At 46.7% G+C, this 21,387-nt stretch carries 16 protein-coding genes and 1 tRNA gene; 5 read left to right on the top strand and 12 right to left on the bottom strand.

Features of this window, described 5'->3' with window-relative positions:
- Positions 1-13: 13 nt before the first annotated feature.
- The 3 genes from F7Y48_RS20065 (at position 14) to F7Y48_RS20055 (ending at position 3,747) form a co-directional block, all read left to right on the top strand.
- Positions 14-90: transfer RNA gene (locus tag F7Y48_RS20065), tRNA-Asp, on the top strand.
- A gap of 931 nt (positions 91-1,021) precedes the next feature.
- Complete coding sequence (locus F7Y48_RS20060) at positions 1,022-2,593, top strand: ABC-F family ATP-binding cassette domain-containing protein (RefSeq protein WP_258507799.1); 1,572 nt, start codon at positions 1,022-1,024, stop codon at positions 2,591-2,593.
- A complete protein-coding gene (locus F7Y48_RS20055) occupies positions 2,590-3,747 on the top strand; it encodes an MFS transporter (protein ID WP_258507798.1) in 1,158 nt (385 codons plus the stop codon). The genes F7Y48_RS20060 and F7Y48_RS20055 overlap by 4 nt, the downstream gene beginning before the upstream one ends.
- A gap of 74 nt (positions 3,748-3,821) precedes the next feature.
- Here F7Y48_RS20055 and fis read toward each other — a convergent pair whose 3' ends face one another.
- From fis to F7Y48_RS20010, 9 genes are all read right to left on the bottom strand, one after another.
- Positions 3,822-4,118: a DNA-binding transcriptional regulator Fis gene (gene fis / locus F7Y48_RS20050; protein WP_000462885.1), complete on the bottom strand. Its 297-nt coding sequence runs from the start codon at positions 4,116-4,118 to the stop codon at positions 3,822-3,824.
- Positions 4,119-4,141: 23 nt separating this feature from the next.
- Complete coding sequence (dusB, locus tag F7Y48_RS20045) at positions 4,142-5,110, bottom strand: tRNA dihydrouridine synthase DusB (protein WP_005382505.1); 969 nt, start codon at positions 5,108-5,110, stop codon at positions 4,142-4,144.
- A 139-nt stretch (positions 5,111-5,249) separates the two neighbouring features.
- Positions 5,250-6,137 carry a 50S ribosomal protein L11 methyltransferase gene (gene prmA / locus F7Y48_RS20040; RefSeq protein ID WP_005382507.1) on the bottom strand — a complete coding sequence of 296 codons (888 nt, stop codon included), beginning with the start codon at positions 6,135-6,137 and terminating at the stop codon, positions 5,250-5,252.
- Positions 6,138-6,302: 165 nt separating this feature from the next.
- Positions 6,303-7,646 (bottom strand): acetyl-CoA carboxylase biotin carboxylase subunit, encoded by a 1,344-nt coding sequence (accC, locus tag F7Y48_RS20035; RefSeq protein WP_316685319.1) that lies wholly within the window; start codon positions 7,644-7,646, stop codon positions 6,303-6,305.
- A 14-nt stretch (positions 7,647-7,660) separates the two neighbouring features.
- Positions 7,661-8,125, bottom strand: coding sequence for an acetyl-CoA carboxylase biotin carboxyl carrier protein (gene accB, locus F7Y48_RS20030; RefSeq protein ID WP_005397840.1), 465 nt, complete (start codon positions 8,123-8,125; stop codon positions 7,661-7,663).
- Positions 8,126-8,186: 61 nt separating this feature from the next.
- On the bottom strand, positions 8,187-8,636 hold the full coding sequence (gene aroQ, locus F7Y48_RS20025) for a type II 3-dehydroquinate dehydratase (RefSeq protein ID WP_005397842.1): 450 nt from the start codon (positions 8,634-8,636) through the stop codon (positions 8,187-8,189).
- Positions 8,637-8,939: 303 nt separating this feature from the next.
- Positions 8,940-10,892 carry an acetate--CoA ligase gene (gene acs, locus F7Y48_RS20020; protein ID WP_006742998.1) on the bottom strand — a complete coding sequence of 651 codons (1,953 nt, stop codon included), beginning with the start codon at positions 10,890-10,892 and terminating at the stop codon, positions 8,940-8,942.
- Positions 10,893-11,129: 237 nt separating this feature from the next.
- On the bottom strand, positions 11,130-11,759 hold the full coding sequence (locus F7Y48_RS20015) for a 3'-5' exonuclease (protein ID WP_012841317.1): 630 nt from the start codon (positions 11,757-11,759) through the stop codon (positions 11,130-11,132).
- Between the two features lie 35 nt (positions 11,760-11,794).
- Positions 11,795-13,621 carry a DUF294 nucleotidyltransferase-like domain-containing protein gene (locus F7Y48_RS20010; RefSeq protein ID WP_316685318.1) on the bottom strand — a complete coding sequence of 609 codons (1,827 nt, stop codon included), beginning with the start codon at positions 13,619-13,621 and terminating at the stop codon, positions 11,795-11,797.
- Positions 13,622-13,851: 230 nt separating this feature from the next.
- Between F7Y48_RS20010 and F7Y48_RS20005 the strand changes: the two genes are divergently transcribed.
- A complete protein-coding gene (locus F7Y48_RS20005; RefSeq protein ID WP_005397849.1) occupies positions 13,852-15,039 on the top strand; it encodes a 3-phenylpropionate MFS transporter in 1,188 nt (395 codons plus the stop codon).
- A 135-nt stretch (positions 15,040-15,174) separates the two neighbouring features.
- Positions 15,175-18,606 carry a hybrid sensor histidine kinase/response regulator gene (locus F7Y48_RS20000; protein WP_176320522.1) on the top strand — a complete coding sequence of 1,144 codons (3,432 nt, stop codon included), beginning with the start codon at positions 15,175-15,177 and terminating at the stop codon, positions 18,604-18,606.
- Positions 18,607-18,700: 94 nt separating this feature from the next.
- Here F7Y48_RS20000 and F7Y48_RS19995 read toward each other — a convergent pair whose 3' ends face one another.
- The 3 genes from F7Y48_RS19995 to F7Y48_RS19985 form a co-directional block, all read right to left on the bottom strand.
- A complete protein-coding gene (locus tag F7Y48_RS19995; protein ID WP_258507794.1) occupies positions 18,701-20,086 on the bottom strand; it encodes a class II fumarate hydratase in 1,386 nt (461 codons plus the stop codon).
- Positions 20,087-20,103: 17 nt separating this feature from the next.
- Complete coding sequence (locus F7Y48_RS19990) at positions 20,104-20,481, bottom strand: hypothetical protein (RefSeq protein ID WP_048626674.1); 378 nt, start codon at positions 20,479-20,481, stop codon at positions 20,104-20,106.
- A 201-nt stretch (positions 20,482-20,682) separates the two neighbouring features.
- The gene (locus tag F7Y48_RS19985; RefSeq protein WP_012841321.1) at positions 20,683-21,165 is read right to left on the bottom strand and encodes a hypothetical protein; all 483 of its coding nucleotides are present in this window, start codon (positions 21,163-21,165) and stop codon (positions 20,683-20,685) included.
- Between the last annotated feature and the right edge of the window lie 222 nt (positions 21,166-21,387).

The following is a 21,387-nucleotide window of genomic DNA, read 5'->3' as shown; positions in this document are numbered from 1 at the left end:
GTGATACCACTGCGGAGTGGTAGTTCAGTTGGTTAGAATACCGGCCTGTCACGCCGGGGGTCGCGGGTTCGAGTCCCGTCCACTCCGCCACTTATATTAAGCCTCAGTCGAAAGACTGGGGCTTTTTTCGTTTTGGTTACCCGACTTACCTTAACCTCATTTCCATATTGAAACCTTGCATCGAGAGGCAGGCTTCCCTCTTCGCGATGCTTTCTAAGCCCTGCCATGACGAGTTGATGCTCAACTCTGTGCGGTTTCTGCAGTTTCGAGCTCTAGTTTTGAGCCCCTGTGCTTAACTTACCAACGCTTCCTTTATTATTACCTAGAAAGTTAATTCACTAGGTTATGTTATTTTCGGGGGAGATTTCTCTGCTTTAGATGTTTTGATTTAGCCACAGGCGCTCATTAAAATAAACTCAGCGCATTTAAAACTTTCCGAACATGGATTTTGTTTGTAGATCTATTTAAGCCAGTGCCTGCCTTAAAGGATATTTGCTACTTCTTCCCCTCTAATCGTCTCCAACCGATAAAGCCACCACTACGTACGTATAACGTGAGCGGTATAGGTGCTCTCATAGCTGTGTTTGCTGAGTAAGTCGTTCACCTGGCACATTGACTGAGGAAAGGTCTTCTTTCAGTGGACCTTCGTGTAAGTCACGATAGTTTTAATAATTATCTGGCACTTTTTATTCTAAAGGTGTACGCTTCACACCGAATGTTTTTTCGACAGTAAACCATGTTATATCTCTTGTTTAAAAGCTTTGTAAGAAGGCTGAACTCCGTGCAAAAAACGCGATGAAGTGTTGCTCGGAGTCTTAAATTAATCTTCATCAGGTGTTTTATGCGTGAGTAACTTCGCTGAAGTTATACGCAGGCGTCTGTACACCTGATAAAAGAGAAGAGATGGCCGGTGATATTTCATCATCGGCCTTTTTGTATCTGTTAAGCAGCTACAAAGCATTATCCAGTATTGAAATAAGGGCCGGTATTGATCACCGGCCCTTTTTATTTGGTTAAAAACATGAGTATTTTACAAGTTAAAAATTTGTCTTATCAGCTCGCTGATAAGAGTTTATATAATAACGCGACATTTCGAATTAACGTGGGAGAGAAAATAGGTATCACCGGAGCGAATGGCGTTGGAAAAAGCACCTTATTAAAACTGCTTGTCGGTGAATTATCTGCAGATAAGGGCTGCATTGACTGGTTACCAAACCTTGAGGTGGGGTATTTAGAGCAACATTTTAAGATGGATAATGCGCTGACGGTTTATGAATGCTTAAAGAGTGCTTTTGAGAACTTATACGCTGCCGAGCAGAAGCTTTGGACTTTGTATCAGGCGATGACCGAGTCTCACTCTACATCTCTTTTAAGCCAAGTCGCCCGACTACAGGCATATTTAGAAGATGAAGACTTCTATGCAATTGATACCAAAATTGAACAAGTTGCTGTAGGTCTTGGCATTTATCAATTTGGCTTAGATACACCGCTTGTCTCGCTAAGTGGTGGTCAAAGACACAAGGTCCTTTTAGGGAGGTTGTTACTCCGCAACCCCGATGTGTTAATTCTCGACGAGCCGACAAACTATCTTGATGCTCTGCACATTGAATGGCTGGCCACGTTTCTCAACGATTACACTGGCACTGTTTTACTGGTTTCTCATGATATTGACTTCCTTAATCAAGTAGCGACCAGTATTTGTGATATTGATTATCAAACGGTCCGAAAATACAGCGGCACTTATGTCAAAGCAATGCAGCAAAAGCATCACGACGGTGCTTTGTTAGAAAAGCAATATAAGGCTCAGCAAAATGAAATTCGAAAGTTAGAGCAATTTATTGCCAAAAATGGCGCTGGAGTTAACGCGAGTCTTGCTAAGGGACGCAAGAAAAAACTGGATAAAATCGAACGTATTCAACTGAATTATATAGAGAAAGTATCGATGTTTGACTTTGCTCACCAGCCTATTGGGCAACAGTATGTGATTGACGCAAAAGCGTTGATGATAGGTTATCAGCAGCCTCTGCTTCCTGCGCTTGATATCACGTTAGCGCACGGGGAGAAGTTGGTCGTTTCTGGTTTTAACGGCGTAGGTAAGTCGACTTTACTTAAAACCCTTATGGGGGAGATCGAGCCGCTCTCTGGTGAGGTGGTATTGGCAAAAGGTGCAATGATTGGGTATTTTTCTCAAGATTTGTCTTGGCGTCACCCTCAGCACACGCCTGAGCAGGAGCTATGCTCTTGTGATCCAACGATATCAAGCAAAGAATCACGCAAGCTATTAGCTCGCTTTGGGGTCACCGGAGATAAGACGCAGCGCCACCTAGATACATTAAGTGGAGGTGAGCAAACTCGCGTGAAACTTTGTTGTTTATCAGTCCAGAAATGCAATGTTTTGCTGTTGGACGAGCCAACGACACATTTGGATAGCAGCAGTAAAAATGCGCTTAAAGAGGCTCTCCAGCGCTTTTCTGGTAGTGTGATTGTGGTATCTCATGAGAAGGCGTTTTTACAATCTTGGCCTGATAGAGTTTTAGATATTTCGTTGCTCACTTATGCTGAATCGGAAACAGAACAGGAGGTGGAGCTATGATGCAGTCCATAATCCTATTTCTTGTTGCTTTTCTTGTTGGTGCTGATGAGTTGATGCTTGGATCTATTCTTGAACCTATCGGAAATGATTTAAGTGTTCAACCGAGTCAGGTTACGTTATTTATTACGGCATATAGTTTAGCTATAGCAATTTGTGCTCCTTACCTGGGACGTTTATCAGACCGGGTTGGGCGTATTCGTATCATGTTGCCTGCTTGCTTCGTATTTGGGGTTGCGTCTATTACGACGGGCATAGTTCATGATTTTGAACTTGCGATTGCAAGTCGAGTGATCACAGGTATTGCAAGTGCAGGCATGTTGCCAATTGCATTCGCGTTGGCGGGAGACGCGAAGGGTAATAGAGCGATGCGTCAAATTGTGATGGTTCAGGCGGGATTAACGCTGGGTATGATAACCAGCCCAGCGATCGGAGCATTGCTGACCCAGCTTTTATCATGGCGTGCCGCTTTTATTATTTTGGGGGTTGCGGCTCTTCTTGTCGGTGCCATGAGCGTAGTGTTCATGAACAACAAGCATGATGAGTCCAAGGTATTAGATACTCTGCCGCCTATCACAGACGTCATTCATCTTCCAGGCGCGTTGAGGGCGATTTTAGCGATGTGTTTAGGCCTAGGGGGAGGTATTGGTGTATTTAACCTGATAGGCCTTCATATTCGAGATACCAGCGAGTTGGCGCTCGGTTGGGTGGGCGCTATTTATGCTGCTCTAGGGATCGTGAGTGTGGTTGGAAATATGTGCGTGGGGAGAGCTTGCCGTTGGCTTGGTAGCTCTCGAGCCGTTATGCGAGTGGCTTTAATGGTGTGCATACCTTGTAGTGCATGGGTGTTCTCAAATGAGATGAGTACGGTGACCGCTTATCTTCCAGCTCTAGTGTTCTGGTCTCTTGCTGGAGGGGTAGGCTCTCCGGCGTTACAAGCACATATAGCAAGCTTATCTGATGAACATCGAGGTGTGCTGATGTCTTCTGGAATGAGTATGATGCACTTTGGTGTCGCGATTTGGTCTGCCTTGGCGGGCTTTGCTTATTCTGTAGGTAGTGAATGGGTCGCTGTCGTGGCTTTGTTATTGTTTGGCTCAGCGGTAGTTATCTTAAAGCCAGTTGGTAATGCTGAACAAAGTGAGCGTTATTCGTAGTATTTTTGTAGATAAAGAAAAGCCGTTACCTAAAAAGGTAACGGCTTGTTCCAAATACTTTTTGAAAAACGGTCTTAGTTCATGCCGTATTTCTTAAGTTTTTTGCGAAGAGTACCGCGGTTGATACCCATCATAGTTGCCGCGCGAGTTTGGTTACCGCGAGTGTACTGCATGATAGTATCTAATAGTGGCTGTTCAACTTCAGCTAGAACTAATTCGTATAGTTCTGTTACTTCCTGGCCGTTTAGTTGAGCAAGGTAGTTTTTAAGAGACGCTTTAACAGAGTCACGTAAAGGCTTCTGAGTAATCTGGTCTTGTGACGTTACTGTAGTTACTGTTAATGCTTCTGAAGTCAGATTTTGTTCGAACATATTCGGTCTAGCTCTTCTCTTAATTATGATGCAACGTTATCAAAATAACCTTCTAACGCCTCAATTTGCAGCGGAGCTGCGTCGATAGCGTTGAAGGTACGGCGAAACTCACTTGCCTGTTCATGCTCTTTCAGGTACCACCCAACGTGCTTGCGCGCGATACGTGGACCTAAGAACTCCCCATAAAATTCATGCAGAGCATTTACATGACCAAGCATAATGGTTTTCACTTCCTCAGTTGGAAGCTCCTCCATTGTGGTGCCGTTTTCCAAATAGTGATGGATTTCCTGGAAAATCCAAGGACGACCCTGGGCAGGGCGTCCAATCATTAAAGCGTCCGCACCGGTGTACTCCAGTACAAATTTGGCTTTCTCCGGGCTATCGATATCACCGTTCGCGATAACCGGAATTGAAATCGCCTCTTTTACCGCTTTAATGCTGTCATATTCGGCCTCACCTTTGTACATACATGCTTTCGTTCTGCCATGCAGAGCAAGAGCTTGTATGCCGCAGTTTTCGGCTAATTTAGCGATCTGGACACAGTTCTTGTTGTCTGTATCCCAGCCAGTTCGAGTCTTTAACGTTACAGGAACGTCCACTGCATTCACGACCGCTTTCAAAATCTCTTCGATAATGTTTGGGTATTGAAGCAGAGCAGAGCCCGCTAGCTTCTTATTCACTTTTTTTGCCGGGCAGCCCATGTTGATGTCGATGATTTGTGCACCGTTCTCAACACTGAATTGAGCTGCGTCCGCCATAAGCTGTGGATCGGAACCCGCAATCTGTACAGAGCGAATGCCCGATTCGCCCTCGTGTACCATGCGCTGTTTCGACTTTGACGTTCCCCATAGTTTTGGGTTAGCAGACATCATTTCACTGACGGCCATTCCCGCACCATAGCGAAGACACAACTCGCGAAACGGTCTATCCGTTACACCAGCCATAGGGGCTACGATTAGATTGTTCTTAAGTTGATAGTTTCCGATTTTCAAAACGTCATCACAGTTCTGTACCAGCAAGGGCGCGCATTTTACGCATTTTTTCACTGCGTGAAAAGACTAATATTTGAGCATTTACAAATTGTTTTTGTAAATCGTATGAATTTCAAACAATTAGCTCTGAAAACCTTGTCTAGCCTTGCTTACGACCAGAGATGCGACACCATTCGCTTTGCTCAACAATCGGGTCAATGTGAAGCTCGTCACGGTAATAATTCGCAACATCTTCGGCTTGAGTGTCTAATACGCCGGACATGGCGAGGTCGCCATTTGGCTTAACTAGCCCTTTGATGATAGGTGCAAGTTCACGTAAAGGTCCCGCAAGGATGTTGGCCACAACGACGTCAGCGACGAGACCTTCAGGTTGATTTTGCGGTAAGTAAACTTCTAGTTTGTCTGCAACGCCATTACGCTCAGCGTTGTCTTTTGAAGCAAGCAGGGCTTGAGGATCAATGTCGATCCCTATCACTTTTTCAGCGCCCAGTTTGATCGCCGCGATCGCCAGAATGCCAGAGCCACAACCGAAGTCGATAACGGTCTTACCGCTTAAGTCCATGCTTTCTAGCCACTCAAGACAAAGTGCTGTTGTAGGGTGAGTACCCGTACCGAATGCAAGGCCAGGATCCAACATAACATTAACAGCGTCAGGATCTGGAATGTCGCGCCAGCTTGGACAAATCCATAGGCGTTCACCAAATTTCATTGGGTGGAAGTTTTCCATCCATTCGCGTTCCCAGTCTTTATCTTCAAGCTGTTCTACTTTGTAAGCAAAATTGTCAGCCAGCATATTGCTCGCTTTAATTTGGTCGATGATGAAGTTGGTGTCTGCTTCTGCATCGTACAGTGCCAGAATGTCAGTATCGCCCCATAAGCGAGTTTCGCCAGGTAGAGGTTCGAATACAGGCGTATCCTGCGCGTCTAAGAATGTAACAGACAGCGCGCCAGTCTCTTCCATTAGCATGTCGCCGATTTGCTCAGCGTTTTCATTGGTCGCGTTGAGTTTGATTTGAATCCAAGGCATTGGTTTTTGCTCTTAAAGTGAATGAAGTGGCGCAGAGTTTACCAGAACTCTACGATTTGTTTGAGTATATACCCAAATAAGCCTACTTATCTGTTGAATGCTTAGAGTACATACAAAACAAAAATGCCCACGGGTGTGGGCATTTTTTAAGACGTTAGCTAAGGCTTATTGTAAGCCGAGCTTCTTCTCTAGGTAGTGGATGTTTGCACCACCATGCTGGAAGTTTTCGTCATTCATAATGGAGAATTGCAGTGGCACGTTGGTTTTGATGCCTTCGATGATCATCTCACCCAGAGCATTCTTCATGCGCGCAATCGCTACATCACGGTTTTCACCGTACGTGATTAGCTTACCAATCATTGAATCGTAATGAGGTGGTACTGTGTAACCAGAATAGATGTGTGATTCCCAACGCACACCCATACCGCCAGGCGCGTGGAAACGCTCGATCTTACCTGGAGATGGTAGGAAGCGTTCTGGGTCTTCTGCGTTGATACGGCACTCAATCGCATGGCCACGGATCTTAATGTCATCTTGAGTGAATGACAGAGGTTGACCCGCTGCAACGCGAAGCTGTTCTTTGATTAGGTCGATGCCGGTAACCATTTCTGTTACTGGGTGTTCTACCTGAATACGAGTGTTCATTTCGATGAAGTAGAATTCACCGTTCTCGTATAGGAATTCGAACGTACCTGCGCCGCGGTAACCAATTTCGATACATGCACGAGTACAACGTTCACCGATGTACTTACGCATCTCTTCAGTGATACCTGGTGCTGGCGCCTCTTCCACTACTTTTTGGTGACGACGTTGCATTGAACAATCACGCTCACCAAGGTGGATTGCGCCGCCTTGACCGTCAGCGATAACTTGCACTTCAACGTGACGAGGGTTTTCTAGGAATTTCTCCATGTAAACCATGTCGTTGTTGAACGCTGCTTTTGCTTCAGCACGCGTCATTGCAATCGCTTGAATTAGGTCTTTTTCTGTGCGAACGACACGCATACCACGGCCACCGCCGCCACCAGACGCTTTGATGATGACTGGATAACCAATGCGTTTAGCAAACGCCTTGTTTTTCTCTTCGTCGTTGTCCAGAGGACCGTCAGAGCCAGGTACACAAGGAACGCCAGCTTTCTTCATTGCGTTGATAGCCGACACTTTGTCACCCATCAGGCGGATAGTGTCTGCTTTTGGACCAACGAAGATGAAACCACTGCGCTCAACTTGCTCAGCGAAGTCTGCGTTTTCTGACAAGAAGCCGTAACCAGGGTGAATGGCAACTGCTCCTGTTACTTCTGCTGCAGAAATAATTCGTGGGATATTTAGGTAGCTGTCGATACCACGAGCAGGGCCGATACATACGGTTTCGTCTGCGAGTAGTACGTGCTTAAGATCGCGGTCAGCTGTCGAGTGAACAGCGACGGTCTTAATACCTAACTCTTTACAAGCGCGAAGAATACGAAGTGCAATTTCACCTCGGTTCGCGATGACTACTTTGTCTAGCATAAGGCAAGCCCCGCTTATTCGATTACAACAAGAGGTTGGTCGAATTCAACTGGTTGGCCGTCTTCAGCTAGGATCGCTGTAACAACGCCAGATTTGTCCGCTTCGATTTGGTTCATCATTTTCATTGCTTCAACAATACATAGCGTATCGCCAGCATTTACTTTCTGACCCACTTCTACGAATGCTTTAGAGTCTGGGCTTGGAGAACGATAGAAAGTACCAACCATTGGAGAAAGAACTTGGTGACCTGCAGGCGTTGCAGCTGCTGGAGCTTCTGCTGCTGGCGCTTCTGCTACTGGTGCCGCTGCTGCTGGAGCAGGTGCCGCTACTGGAGCTGCTGCGTAGTGAACTGGTGCTTGAGGGGCTGCAGTGCCGTGACGACTGATGCGTACTGACTCTTCACCTTCAGAAATCTCTAGCTCAGCAATGCCAGACTCTTCAACTAACTCAATTAGCTTCTTGATTTTACGAATATCCATCTTTTCTTTCTCTTTTATCTTGTGATTAAGACAACCCTCGTGGGGTTGCAGAGTGTTAGGGTTACTTTGCCTGTAGCTTATTAATCGCGGCAGACAGAGCGAATTCATAACCTTGTGCGCCTAAACCGCAAATCACGCCTTCTGCTTTATCTGACAGATAAGAGTGATGACGAAATGGTTCACGTGCGTGCACATTTGATAAGTGCACCTCAATAAATGGGATGGCGACGCCAAGTAATGCATCTCGCAGTGCCACACTGGTATGAGTGAAAGCCGCTGGATTGATGATGATGAAGTCAATCTTGCCATAAGCAGCATGAATGGCTTCAATCAGTTCGTACTCACGATTTGATTGTAGGTGTTCCAGTTCCACCCCAGCGTTATGAGCTTGCTTCGTAAGAGCATCCACAACTTGTGCTAAGGTGCTGTGACCATAGTGTGTCGGTTCGCGCAGACCCAATAGGTTAAGATTTGGTCCGTTTAGAACAAGAATCCGTGACTTTGCAGACATTATGTTGCTATCTTCCCTTATCGTGAGTGGAACGTTTATATTCCCAAATATACGATAGTTCAGCACGATTTTTTTGTTAAAACCGAGCAAATTTTAAAAAATCGACCAAGATTATAGCTAATTCATAGCAATTAGCAGCAATTTACTGGTCTAATCTCCTAATAGCCACCTTCGTTTCTGTAACCAAGTTAACAAAAACAACATAATTGCCATGTTCTTTGTGTGGCTAATTTGTGCGCACAAGCAAAAAACCGCCATGAGTGATGGCGGTTTTTAAAGTGCTTTTAAAACAGTTGGTTGAATTTATGCCAATTCTGCTTTCTCTGCGATAAGTTTGTCTACCACGCTCGGATCGGCAAGCGTTGACGTGTCTCCGAGGTTGCTTGTATCGCCCGTTGCAATCTTACGCAGGATTCGACGCATTATCTTACCAGAACGAGTCTTCGGTAAGGAATCTGTCCAGTGCAGTACATCTGGTGTCGCGATTGGACCAATCTCTTTACGCACCCAATCTTTAACTTCTTTGTGCAGCTCAGCTGACGGGAATTCACCATCGTTCAATGTAATGTAAGCGTAGATAGCTTGGCCTTTGATGTCATGTGGAATACCAACAATCGCTGCTTCTGCAATCTTGTGGTGCGCCACTAGCGCTGATTCAATTTCAGCGGTACCCATACGGTGACCCGACACGTTTAGTACGTCATCAACACGGCCAGTGATCCAGTAGTAGCCGTCTTCGTCACGACGCGCACCATCACTGGTGAAGTACATACCCTTAAAGGTTGAGAAGTAGGTCTGTTCAAAGCGCTCATGGTCGCCGTAAACCGTGCGCATCTGGCCTGGCCAAGAATCAAGGATAACCAAGTTACCTTCAGCAACAGTATCTTCAAGAATATTGCCCATGTTATCGACAAGAGCAGGCTGGACGCCGAAGAATGGGCGAGTCGCAGAGCCTGGTTTTAGATCGGTTGCCCCCGGTAGTGGTGCAATCAAGATGCCGCCAGTTTCCGTTTGCCACCAAGTATCGACGATAGGTGAGTTCTCGTTACCAATCGTTTTGTAGTACCACTCCCACGCCTCTGGGTTGATTGGTTCGCCCACTGAGCCCATGATGCGCAGGCTTGAACGAGATGTGCCTGCAACCGCTTCATCACCTTTTGCCATTAGCGCACGAATCGCGGTTGGGGCGGTGTATAGAATGTTGACTTGGTGTTTATCAACCACTTCGCTCATACGGCTTGTGCTTGGGTAGTTTGGTACACCTTCGAATAAGATGGTCTTCGCCCCATTTGCAAGTGGACCGTAGATTAGGTAAGTGTGACCGGTAATCCAACCCACGTCCGCGGTACACCAGAAGGTTTCGCCTGGTTGGTAATCGAACACATATTTGAAGGTCATCGCCGCGTAGACGAGGTAACCACCAGTCGTGTGTAGTACACCTTTAGGTTTGCCTGTTGAACCTGAAGTGTAAAGGATGAAGAGCGGATCTTCGGCTTTCATCTCTTCTGGTGGGCAAACGTCAGAAACGTTAGCTGTTGCTTCGTGCCACCAAACATCACGGTGTTCATGCCATTCGACATCACCACCTGTACGTTTAAGCACCAACACTTTATTGATGGTTTTTACGTCTGGGTTAGTTAGTGCTTCGTCCACGTTCTTTTTCAGTGGAACGGCACGCCCGCCGCGCACGCCTTCATCAGCGGTGATCACGACTTTAGCGTCAGAGTCGATGATACGGCCAGAGAGTGCTTCTGGTGAGAAACCGCCAAATACAACAGTATGAACCGCACCGATGCGGGTACAAGCGAGCATAGCCACTGCGGCTTCTGGCACCATTGGCATGTATAAACACACCACGTCGCCTTTACGTACGCCTTGCTCTTTCAATGCGTTGGAGAACTTACATACTTCTTTGTGCAGTTCGTTGAAAGTGAGTGTTTTGTCGTCGGCTGGATCATCGCCTTCCCAGATGATTGCGACGTCATCCCCGTGTTCTGCGAGATGACGGTCAATACAGTTCGCCGAGACGTTCAGCGTGCCGTCTTCAAACCAACGAATGTCGACATGACCAGTATCGAAAGAGGTGCTTTTTACTTTGGTGAAAGGTTTGATCCAATCAACGATTTTGCCGTGCTCGTTCCAGAAGCCCTCTGGATCGGTTACCGACTGCTGATACATGGCTAAGTAAGTATCATTATCCGCGTGTGTATGAGTTTTAATATTTTCTTTTACCGGATAAACGTGGGCTTCGCTCATGGCTTCTCTCCTTGTGCCTTATTTCTCGGCCTTACACCAATCTAGATAAGATTTTGAATATGTTTTTGTAGGGCTGTTTTTTGGTTCTAAATAACTTGGTCGTGGTAATGACGACGTTGTGCTTATAACTGTCAGTCACTGCGCGTATTTCCACAATTAGACTTTAGGATGAGAGTGAAGGAAGCGCCGTGAAATCGCTGAAACAAAAGTATTTCTGGGAGCTAGGTCAACTGATTTTTATGTATACGGCGCGGTTAGGTTGGGCAAATCGCCTTTCGTTAAGCGAACAAAGACCAAAGCGGCAGAAATCGCATCTTGTAAAGCGTCGTGTTTATCTTGGATAGGAAGTTCGAGGTGTTTACAAATAGCATCCAGACTTAAGTCGAAATAGGCATTCGGCAAATGTCTTTCCAGCTTGTCGTGATAAATCTGACTGACCTCGATGAGCGGGTTAGGAAGTGGAAAGCCAAGTTGCCTCAGACAAGCAAGATCTAAGATCTTTTTATCGTAACGAATGTGATAACCGACAAGTGGTCGGTTGCCGATAAAGTCGAGCAGCTCGAGCAGCGCCTCTTTTTCGCTAATCCCGTCGACTAAGTCTTGGTGGCGAATTCGATGAATTTTGACTGAGCCAGAATCGAGCGATTGCGGCGCGCGTAAGCGGACTTCAAATGGCTGACTAGTGATGATGCGATTGTCGATGATCTTCGTGGCCGCAATGGTCACCAACTCGGCGCGATTTGGATCAAGGCTGGTGGTTTCGCAGTCGAGAGAAACGTATTCCGTTTTATCGGGCGTGCAAAAAAGTGACTGATAAGAAGAGCCTTTCAGTTTGTAGTGCCAGTATTTGCGTTGTAACCAGTTCATTGCCTACGCCTCTGTATGATTTATGAAAATCATGGTTAATCACGAATTTGATAGTGGAAGCCTAAAAATTGCTTAAATTTTTTCACTACATGTAAGCTGTGGCGAAGTAAATCACGCTCGGTTCTATCCAGTTGTTTAATATCAATGTTATTCAATGCTTCTTGCTTTTTGAGTTGTTGATTAAGGCGAACCTTAAAGAACAATTTCAGTGCTTCGTTGAGGTTATCTGTCGTTTCAGGCTCTAAGATGCGTTTTTTCCGAAGTGCTTCAATGCGCTCAAACGTGTTCTTCTCCTCAATGGCATATTCCAAAGACAAGGTGCGAATGCCGTGCACAATTGGGAAAATGCCGCCGCGTTTAATATCTAACCCGTCCTTAGCACTTTTTACGTTGCCAAACAGAGTTAGGGGCACAGAAAACTGCAAGGCAGGGCGAGTAAAATCAGACAGTATCAACATGCGATCTTTCATTGTGTCGCGAAGGTGGGTCGCGATTGGAGCCAGCAGTTCGCGATTTCCCGCAACAGCATGGGCGTCACTGAAAATGGCTAAGTCCATGATTTGTTGTGGTTCGGCTTTGGCTATCCAGCGGTCTAAGGTGTTTATCCACTCTTGCTGCGTTTTGACCCATTTCGGGTTGTTGACCATGACTTTACCCGGGCAAAGTGGATAACCGAGCTGTTGTAGAGTGTGCGTGAAGGATTGCATCACTTGTTCGCAATGAGGCCATTCCAAACCATCTTGAATAATTAGAGCATTGTCTTGGTCTGTCTTGAGAATTTGTTCTCCTCGACCTTCTGAGCCGAGTACGATTAAGCAGCAATGATCGTGCAAGGCCGGTGGTACCACTAACTCGAACGCTTTTTCGATAATTTGCTCGTTCACGGCGGAAATCAGCTCCATGATAAAGCGAGTGCGGATGCCGTTTCTCAATAAACTCTCGACCAATTGACGCTGGCGGTTTGAGGCCAATGCGAGCTCTTCCACACTGCTTGCTCTGGCAATACTGAGCGTTAATACGTGAGAGTGGGTAGAAAACGCGCTGAGAATTTGGGTCATATCCAGCATGCCGACGGCTTGGTTGCCATCACATACCATGAGACGTTTCATTCGATTTCGGGTCATGGTGATCATGGCATTGAACAAAAAGTCACCATCATCAACGTGATAGACAGGAAAGGTGGCGATATCACCGACAGGGGTATTGAGTGCGCAGCCATCTAACATCACGGAGTGCAGCATGTTGGTGCGCGTCACGATGGCGTATGGATGAGCCGAAGGCCATTTTTCTAATCGCGGATCGTCATCATTGAGTTTGACAAGTGCTGCATCGATCCCATTTGCTTTTAGGGTGTGCGTCACCTCGTTAATCGGCGTATTTGGCTCAAGGATCATCGGTGGGTGATAAATGCTGCGGTCCACTTTGGTGAGGATAAACTCTGCCAAGTTTTGTTGTTGGTGAGCGGCTTCGATGAGCTCTTGTCGCTTTGATAAATTGTTATCGAAATAGGCCGCAAACTGACCATTCTCGTTGTAAAGCGCCAGAAAGACGTCTTTCGGCAGCAGATAGGAGAGTGTGTCCTCAAGAGCGATGTATTGATGACGTACGTTGTCTTCAAGTAATGAGCGCACATCAAACATATCGTCGTTGGCATAATGCGCGAACACTTCCTGCTGATCTTGGGAGCGTTCTTCTACCGCGCCTTTGATCAGAATATGCAAGTGAGGGTTTTTCTGTCCGCAAGATAAAATAACATCTCGAGCTCGATAGTAGGCAACGTCCAGAGACGAGCGCAGTCGTGTCTGTTGTGCTTCGGTTAAGCGGTCGAACGGTGGAGATTGCATGTTAAATTTGTCAGGCATGAGAACACCCAATGATGGAAGGAACACTCTCTAAGTCTGACAAATTTCCTACTGGAAGCCAGACGACTTTGGTCTAAATCACGATGATTTCGCTTTAAGATGGCCAATGTCGCAAAGTTAGTATTCCATCGAGGAAACGATAAGTTGCCTATTCTTCCCTTTTTATAATACGCATAGCGATCCATAATTCCCGGTTCGAACGTTGATGTTCCCGTTTTAGGATATTAGTAATGTTGAAACCTTCTCCGTATGGCTGGATTTCCCAGTACTTTCTCGGATTCTTCTTTGCGTATGGCGTATATCTGCCATTTTGGTCACTCTGGTTTAAGGAGCAAGGTGTCTCTTCGACCGACATCGGTTTGCTAGTTGGGTTAGGTCTTGCGACACGTTGTGTCGCCAATATCGTGATCACCCCACGAGTGCACAAAGTTGAACACCTTATGCCTGCTTTACGTTGGTTGAGTTTCGCTGCCCTCCTTTTTGTTGGATTTCACTTTTTTACAGGTGGCAGTTTTTGGTTAATGGCGTTAGCGACGGTGCTATTTAACCTCTGTTGTGGACCGATTGTTCCATTATCGGATGCGATGGCAAACTACTACGCTCGTCTGAAAATGCTCGACTACGGCCGTACGCGCTTATGGGGCTCGATCGCCTTTATCGCGGGTTCGACGGCCGTGGGTTATCTGGTGGCTGAATTTGGCTCTGATATGATCTTGTACACGGCGATGGCCGGGGTATTAGTTTCGTTGCTATTTTCAATGCGTATGACTAACCCGATGCCCGTTACGCTTGGTGGGCAAAGCGCGGAGCGTCCAAAACTGAGTGCTCTTTTGACTGACAAGCCGATACTTAAATTCTTAGTGTTGGTGTCATTAATTCAGGGCAGTCATGCGGCTTACTACGGTTTTAGCGCTATTCACTGGAAAGCCGCAGGTCATTCGGAAGATGTGATTGGCTATCTGTGGAGCTTGGGTGTTGCAGCCGAAGTGGCAGTGTTTGCGCTGAGCAAGCGTTTATTTGTCGGTTGGTCAATGCGCGCGTTATTTGTTGTTGCTGCCGTTGGTGTGATGATGCGTTGGGGCATTACGGCATCGACAACGTCGATTGTTGCTTTGGTGATTGTTCAATTATTGCATGGCGTGACCTTCGCAACGGCACACATTGCTGCGATTCAATATATCCAAAACTCGGAAGAGAATAAGATAGTAGCGCTGCAAGCATTGTATAACGCGATTCCGCTAGGCGCATTCATCGCACTGATGACCGTGTTGAGCGGTTGGGGTTATGAGCACTGGGGACCACTTGTGTTCTGGGGCATGGCCGCGATGGGGTTATTGGCACTGTTCATCAAGCTCGAACCACAAGAGCCACATCATGTGGTCGATGTATCAGACAAGTCACTGGAAACACAGAATTAGACTTCTGTGACAAAGGTTAAAAACTAAGCTTTGTCTCCGTTGTGAAAGCAGTGTTAAATGAAACCTCTCCCTAATGGAGAGGTTTTTTTTATTCTCTTGCTTTAAAACGGCAAGAAAGGCAAGAAAGGATATCGGATGCAAGGATGGCTGGTGGTTCCCGTTTCTTTGGCGTATTTGGGAGCCTTATTTATCATCGCGTGGTACGGCGACATTCAGAAAAGGTGGTTAGCACGCTGGCGGCCGTGGATTTATAGCCTTTCCATTGCGGTGTACTGTACATCGTGGACCTTCTACGGCACGGTCGGGCAGGCCAGCAGTAACCCTTGGTCTTTCTTGCCCATCTATATTGCCCCCATTTTAGTGTTTACCATCGGATGGCGCGTTTTAGCTCGGCTTATTTTGATTGCTAAACGGGAACACATCACGTCGATTGCTGATTTTATCGGAGCTCGTTACGGCAAATCTCAAGGTTTGGCCGTAGTTGTTACACTCATTGCGGTTGCGGGAATTTTGCCATACATCGCTTTGCAGTTGCGTGGTATCACCATGGGGTTAGAAATCATTGCCCCAGAACTGGCTACCGATTTTGGTTATCAAAACGATAGCGTGTCGTGGTTTGTCGTGGTCGCACTGGCAATTTTTACCATGCTATTTGGTACCCGGCACATTGATAACACGGAACACCATCGTGGGATGATGATGGCGATTGCCTTCGAATCGATTATCAAACTGTTGGCGTTTTTAGTGGTCGGTGTATTCATTGTTTGGTTGGCGATGAACACCGAGAATTTGAGCTTGGTTGATGTTGCCGCACAGACGTATCAGTCACCAAACATCCCGACCATATTGATTCATACCGTACTCACGATGCTTGCGATTGTTTGTCTTCCACGACAATTCCATACGATGGTAGTGGAAAATGAACGCGCGCAAGATTTGCATGTTGCTCGTTGGTTGTTTCCCATTTATCTGATCTTGATGGGGATTTTTGTTTTACCTATTGCGTGGGTAGGGCAAGGTTTGTTGAGTGGTGCTTCGCCTGATACTTATGTGATCAGTGTGCCGATGTCGGTAGGGGCGAGTGAAATCGCTTTGCTTGCATTTTTAGGCGGCACTTCGGCGGCCAGTGGCATGGTTATCGTGTCGACGATTGCCTTAGCGATCATGGTATCGAACGACTTGGTTATGCCACTACTGTTACGTCGCATGCGATTGACGCAGCGTAACCATCATCACTTCTCTGAATTATTACTGCGGATCCGCCGTGGTCTGATTTTAGTTCTACTAATTGGCGCTTGGGGTTTTTATCAAGCGTTAGATACCATTCACTCACTCTCAGCGATCGGCTTTCTCTCATTTGCGGCGATCACGCAATTCGCGCCTGCGCTGGTGGGCGGTATGTACTGGCGTCAAGGGAATAAGAAAGGTGTGTATGTTGGCTTGGCGGTAGGCTTTACCATTTGGCTGATTACGTTAATGAGCCAAACGGACATGCTTGCCGGGAATGCCAGTAACAACTTTTTGATTTGGTTGATCACCCCACCAGAGGTATTGGCTGGCTTTGACATTGCGATTTCAGATTGGGGGATGATCCTCAGCGTGGTCGCCAATGCAGTGTGTTTTGTCGTGGTTTCTATGACTACACGACCAAGCCTAAGTGAGCGCTTACAATCGGCGTCATTCGTTGGTACGCCACTGCCTGAAAGCGAAAACATGAGCCTATACCAGAGTCGTGTTACGGTTGCTGAACTAGAAATGCTAGCGTCTAGGTTTGTTGGGCGAACGCGAGTAAAAGCGGCTTTTCAAGCGTATTGGAGCCAGCAACGAGAAGAGCTAATGCCGAATCAGCAGGCGCCATCTTCTCTGATTCGACATACCGAACGTGTATTAGCCGGGGTATTCGGCGCTTCTTCTGCTAAGTTAGTACTCACTTCTGCGTTGCAGGGAAGAAACATGCAGCTTGAAGAGGTGGCGACTATCGTCGATGAAGCCTCTGAACTGTACGATTTTAGCCGAGGCCTACTTCAAGGGGCGATTGAACATATCGGTCAAGGTATTGCGGTGGTCGATAAGCAATTACGCTTGGTGGCTTGGAACCAACGCTACTTAGAGTTATTTGAATTTCCGCCAGGCTTGATCCAAGTTGGGCGACCGATTGCGGATGTGATTCGGCACAATGCAGAGCAAGGTTTATGTGGCCCAGGCGATCCTGATGACCACGTCCGTCGCCGTGTGTATCACCTTGAGCAAGGGACTCGGCACACCTCTTCTCGGGTTCGTCCTGATGGTCGCGTGATTGAGGTACAAGGTAACCCAATGCCAGGTGGTGGCTTTGTGATGAGCTTTACCGACATCACCGTATTCCGTGATGCAGAGCAAGCGCTGAAAGACGCCAACGAGACATTGGAAGAAAGGGTGCGTCTGCGGACTCGGGAATTAGAACAACTTAACAAGCAGCTGGTGGCAGCGACGCAACGCTCCGATTTGGAATCGAAGTCCAAATCACGGTTCTTGGCGGCAGTAAGCCATGACTTGATGCAGCCACTCAACGCTGCGCGCCTGTTCGCTTCTTCATTGTCGGAAGTAGCCAAAGACAGCGAAGCTAAAAAGCTGTCGGCTCACATTGAGAGTGCTTTAGAGGCGGCCGAAGACCTGATAGGAGATTTGCTGGATATCTCGCGCTTGGAGTCGGGCAAGCTGGAAGTCAATGTACACGGTTTTGCGTTAAACGATGTGTTGTCGAATTTGAATGCGGAGTTCAGCGCATTAGCCAAGCAACAAGGTATAGCATTCACCATGATTCCATCCTCACTCATGGTGAAATCGGATCCCAAGCTGCTGCGCCGCGTGGTGCAAAACTTCCTGACTAATGCGTTTCGTTATAACCCGAATGGCAAAGTGGCGCTCGGTGTTCGCCGGGTAAAAGGGCGAGTGCGTATTGATGTGTGGGACAACGGTGTAGGTATTGAAGAAGAGAAGCAGCAAGAGATCTTTGAAGAGTTTAATCGCGGAACTCAAGTTCGTTCCGACCAAGGTCTCGGGCTTGGTTTGGCGATTTCCAAGGGAATTGCTCAAGTGCTCGGGCATGAAATTTCGATGCGTTCTTGGGTTGGGAAAGGCAGTGTCTTTTCTATCACGCTTGATAAAGCCGATCATGTGCAGCCGCACCCAGTTCAAGTCACGACAAGTAACCAGTCTGAACTTGGTCATCTAAGAATTCTATGTGTGGATAATGAGCCCGATATTTTAGTCGGTATGGAAAACTTACTGTCTCGATGGGGCTGCGATACGCGAGTGGCGACCGATTTGGTCGAAAGTCTACAAGCTCTCGAGGATGGTTGGATTCCGGACGTGATTTTTTCCGATTACCGACTTGATGATGGTCGTACTGGCTTGGAAGTGCTACAGCAATGTCGCTTGAGACTAGGCAACTGCTTTGAAGGTGTCATCATCAGCGCGGATCGTACCGATGATATGCTTGATGGCATCAAGGCAAATGGGTTCAGCTTTATTGCGAAGCCAGTTAAGCCGCTTAAATTGCGTTCGGTGCTCAACCGTGTCGCATAGATTTAGAGTGTTTTAGCGTTGCTATAAAAGAGACCTCCGAATGGAGGTCTCTGTGTTTGTAATCTTATTTTGGTTTGTAGGCTGAGTTTGCCGCTTATTCCGCGACGCCACCTTGGGTGAGTTTTGCGGGATTAAGCAATCGTTCTAGCGTGGCTCTATCTAAATCGGTTTCTTCTTCTGCGACATCAATAATCGCACGCCCCTGCTTATAGGCTTTCTTCGCGACTTCTGCCGCTTTCAGGTAGCCAATGACCGGGTTGAGGGCCGTGACCAAAATTGGGTTTTTGGCGAGCGCTACATCCAAGTTGTCTTGACGAACTTCGAATGTTGCAATGGCTTTATCAGCTAAAGCCGTTGCGCTGTTAGCGAGTAAATCGATGCTCTCCAATACGTTATGAGTAATGACAGGTAGCATGACGTTTAGTTGGAAGTTGCCTGCTTGGCCCGCGACGGTAATCGTGGTGTCATTACCAATGACTTGCGCTGAGGCCATAGCTGCGGCTTCTGGGATCACAGGATTTACTTTGCCAGGCATGATGGAAGAACCCGGTTGCAAGCCTTGTAATTCAATCTCACCTAAACCAGCCAATGGGCCTGAATTCATCCAACGAAGATCGTTTGCGATCTTCATGATCGCAACTGCTGCTGTTTTGAGCTGTCCCGACAGAGCGACGATCGCATCTTGACTGCTTAAATTGAAAAAGAAGTTATCACTGGCCGTGAACTGAATACGAGTTGACTGGGTTAGGTTGCTAGCGAATAAGTCTGCAAAGCGTGGATCGGCATTGATCCCCGTGCCAACCGCTGTACCACCTTGGGCTAAGGCTTTTGCCGCAGGAAGTGCTTGTTCAATCGCTTGTTTTGCGTGCTCGATTTGGAACTGCCAACCGCCAAGTTCTTGAGCAAAGGTAATTGGCATCGCGTCCATTAAGTGGGTGCGACCGGTTTTTACAACATCTTTCAATGCTTGTTGCTTAGACTCTAGTGTTTGGATGAGGTGTGACAGGGCCGGGAAGAGCTGTGTTTCAATGGCTAATGCTGCGCTAACTTGAATGGCCGTTGGCACCACATCGTTACTGCTTTGTCCCATGTTGACGTGATCATTAGGACTGACGGTACCGCCTAGATGCTGGGAGGCCAGTGTTGCAATCACTTCATTCGCATTCATATTTGAGCTGGTGCCTGATCCGGTTTGAAATACGTCAATTGGAAATTGCTCAATATGATTGCCCTCGATAATCGCCTGAGCTGCGTCAGCAATCGCATTAGCGATATCACCTTCAAGCAGCCCCAATTGTGCGTTGGTGAGTGCCGCAGTCTGCTTGATGTGTGCCAACGCTTGGATGAAGCCAGATGGCATCTTATGTTGACTGAATGAGAAGTTATCGACGGCGCGCTGAGTTTGGGCTTGGTAGAGTGCATCTGCTGGGACTTTCACTTCGCCCATACTGTCAGTTTCTATGCGGAATTCGGTGCTCATGGTAGGGATCCTTTTGGTTAATCGAGTGAGATTTGAATCAGGCGTAATTGTTGTTGTAATGCGAGAAATTTCACGTCGCCTTGTTCAAACTGATAGTAATAGCGTTTGAGACAGAATAATGGCGTATGGATAGAATCGAGACAGACACGACGGAAGATGCAACTGCGAGTGGAGTCTTGAATTGCGTCTAGTAGATGGAAATAAACCTGACGCAAAAACAGCTCACACAACAATAGATTTTCTTCATCGGCACCGTGTTCATAGCAGGAAGACAACACCATTCCCCAATGAATATAGTCATGAATTACGTCTGGCTCAAAGCCGTGTGGTGCGGCGAGAAGGAATCTATCTTGTGCTTTAAAAAATGCGTTAAAGATGTCCCGTTTGTTGTCCATAACCACCTCTCGTTTAATGTAATGATAATTATTATCAATTAAGTGGTGGGTTGGCAACCCTTTTTAGAGTAAGAGGTTGTTGAAGAAAGACTTACGGAAACAAAAGCCGACGTAAAAGCGTCGGCAGAGAGGGAATTATTTAGTCCTGAGGTGACAATGAGGTATCGACGTTTTGGATATCGGTGTCTTTATCTGTGGCCATTACTCTGTAAATAAGGTTTCGTACTTCACAAACGCGGTTTGTGTTTCGCCGTAATAAAGTGTGCCTCCAGATTGAATGACGACTCTTAACCAACTTTCTGCGGATGCTGGTCTTGGTAAGGTAATGTACCAACTTTTTCCAGCCTGATCGGCGGGCTTCATATCAATCGGCTGAGCATTTTTCTCTTCGTCATTAACGATGGAAACTTTGACCCCTTCGAGTGGATAGGCGGCATTGAGTGACAACTCTAAGCCATTTTTCGTGAGCTGTTCTGAGCGAAACTTCACTTTAAAGTCGCCATTTTCCATGTCACACAGTCCACTGGTGTAACGACAGTTAGACTTACTCGCGAGTTTGTAAGTTTCCCCTTCTTGTGCCGCGTGGGGTTTCTCGCTGAGTGCCATATCGGTGCCGAAGTAGGCGATCAAAGAAAGAATCGGCGCAATCAGCAGTGCGAGAATAAAGTGCTTGTTTTTGAACATAAAATACTAATTCCATCAATTATCTGTTCATTTTTACTGGCTAAAATCACTAATAACTTCGTTAATGATTTTGAAGGTAGAGCAACTAGCTTGCTGCAATCTTTGCCTTGTTCTAAACGATTGTTTCTGCGTTCCCCGAACATATAACCAATGCCATTCGTGTGCTTCCTTGCTACGGCTCAGGGAATCTAATTATTAGAATAAGTTAGGTGAATAAAAAAG

The organism is Vibrio sp. 2-1-2a (genome assembly GCF_032648565.1).
Taxonomy (GTDB): Bacteria; Pseudomonadota; Gammaproteobacteria; order Enterobacterales; family Vibrionaceae; genus Vibrio; species Vibrio diabolicus.
Note: the sequence above shows the minus strand (reverse complement) of the source record. Positions and strands in the feature narration are given on the sequence as shown.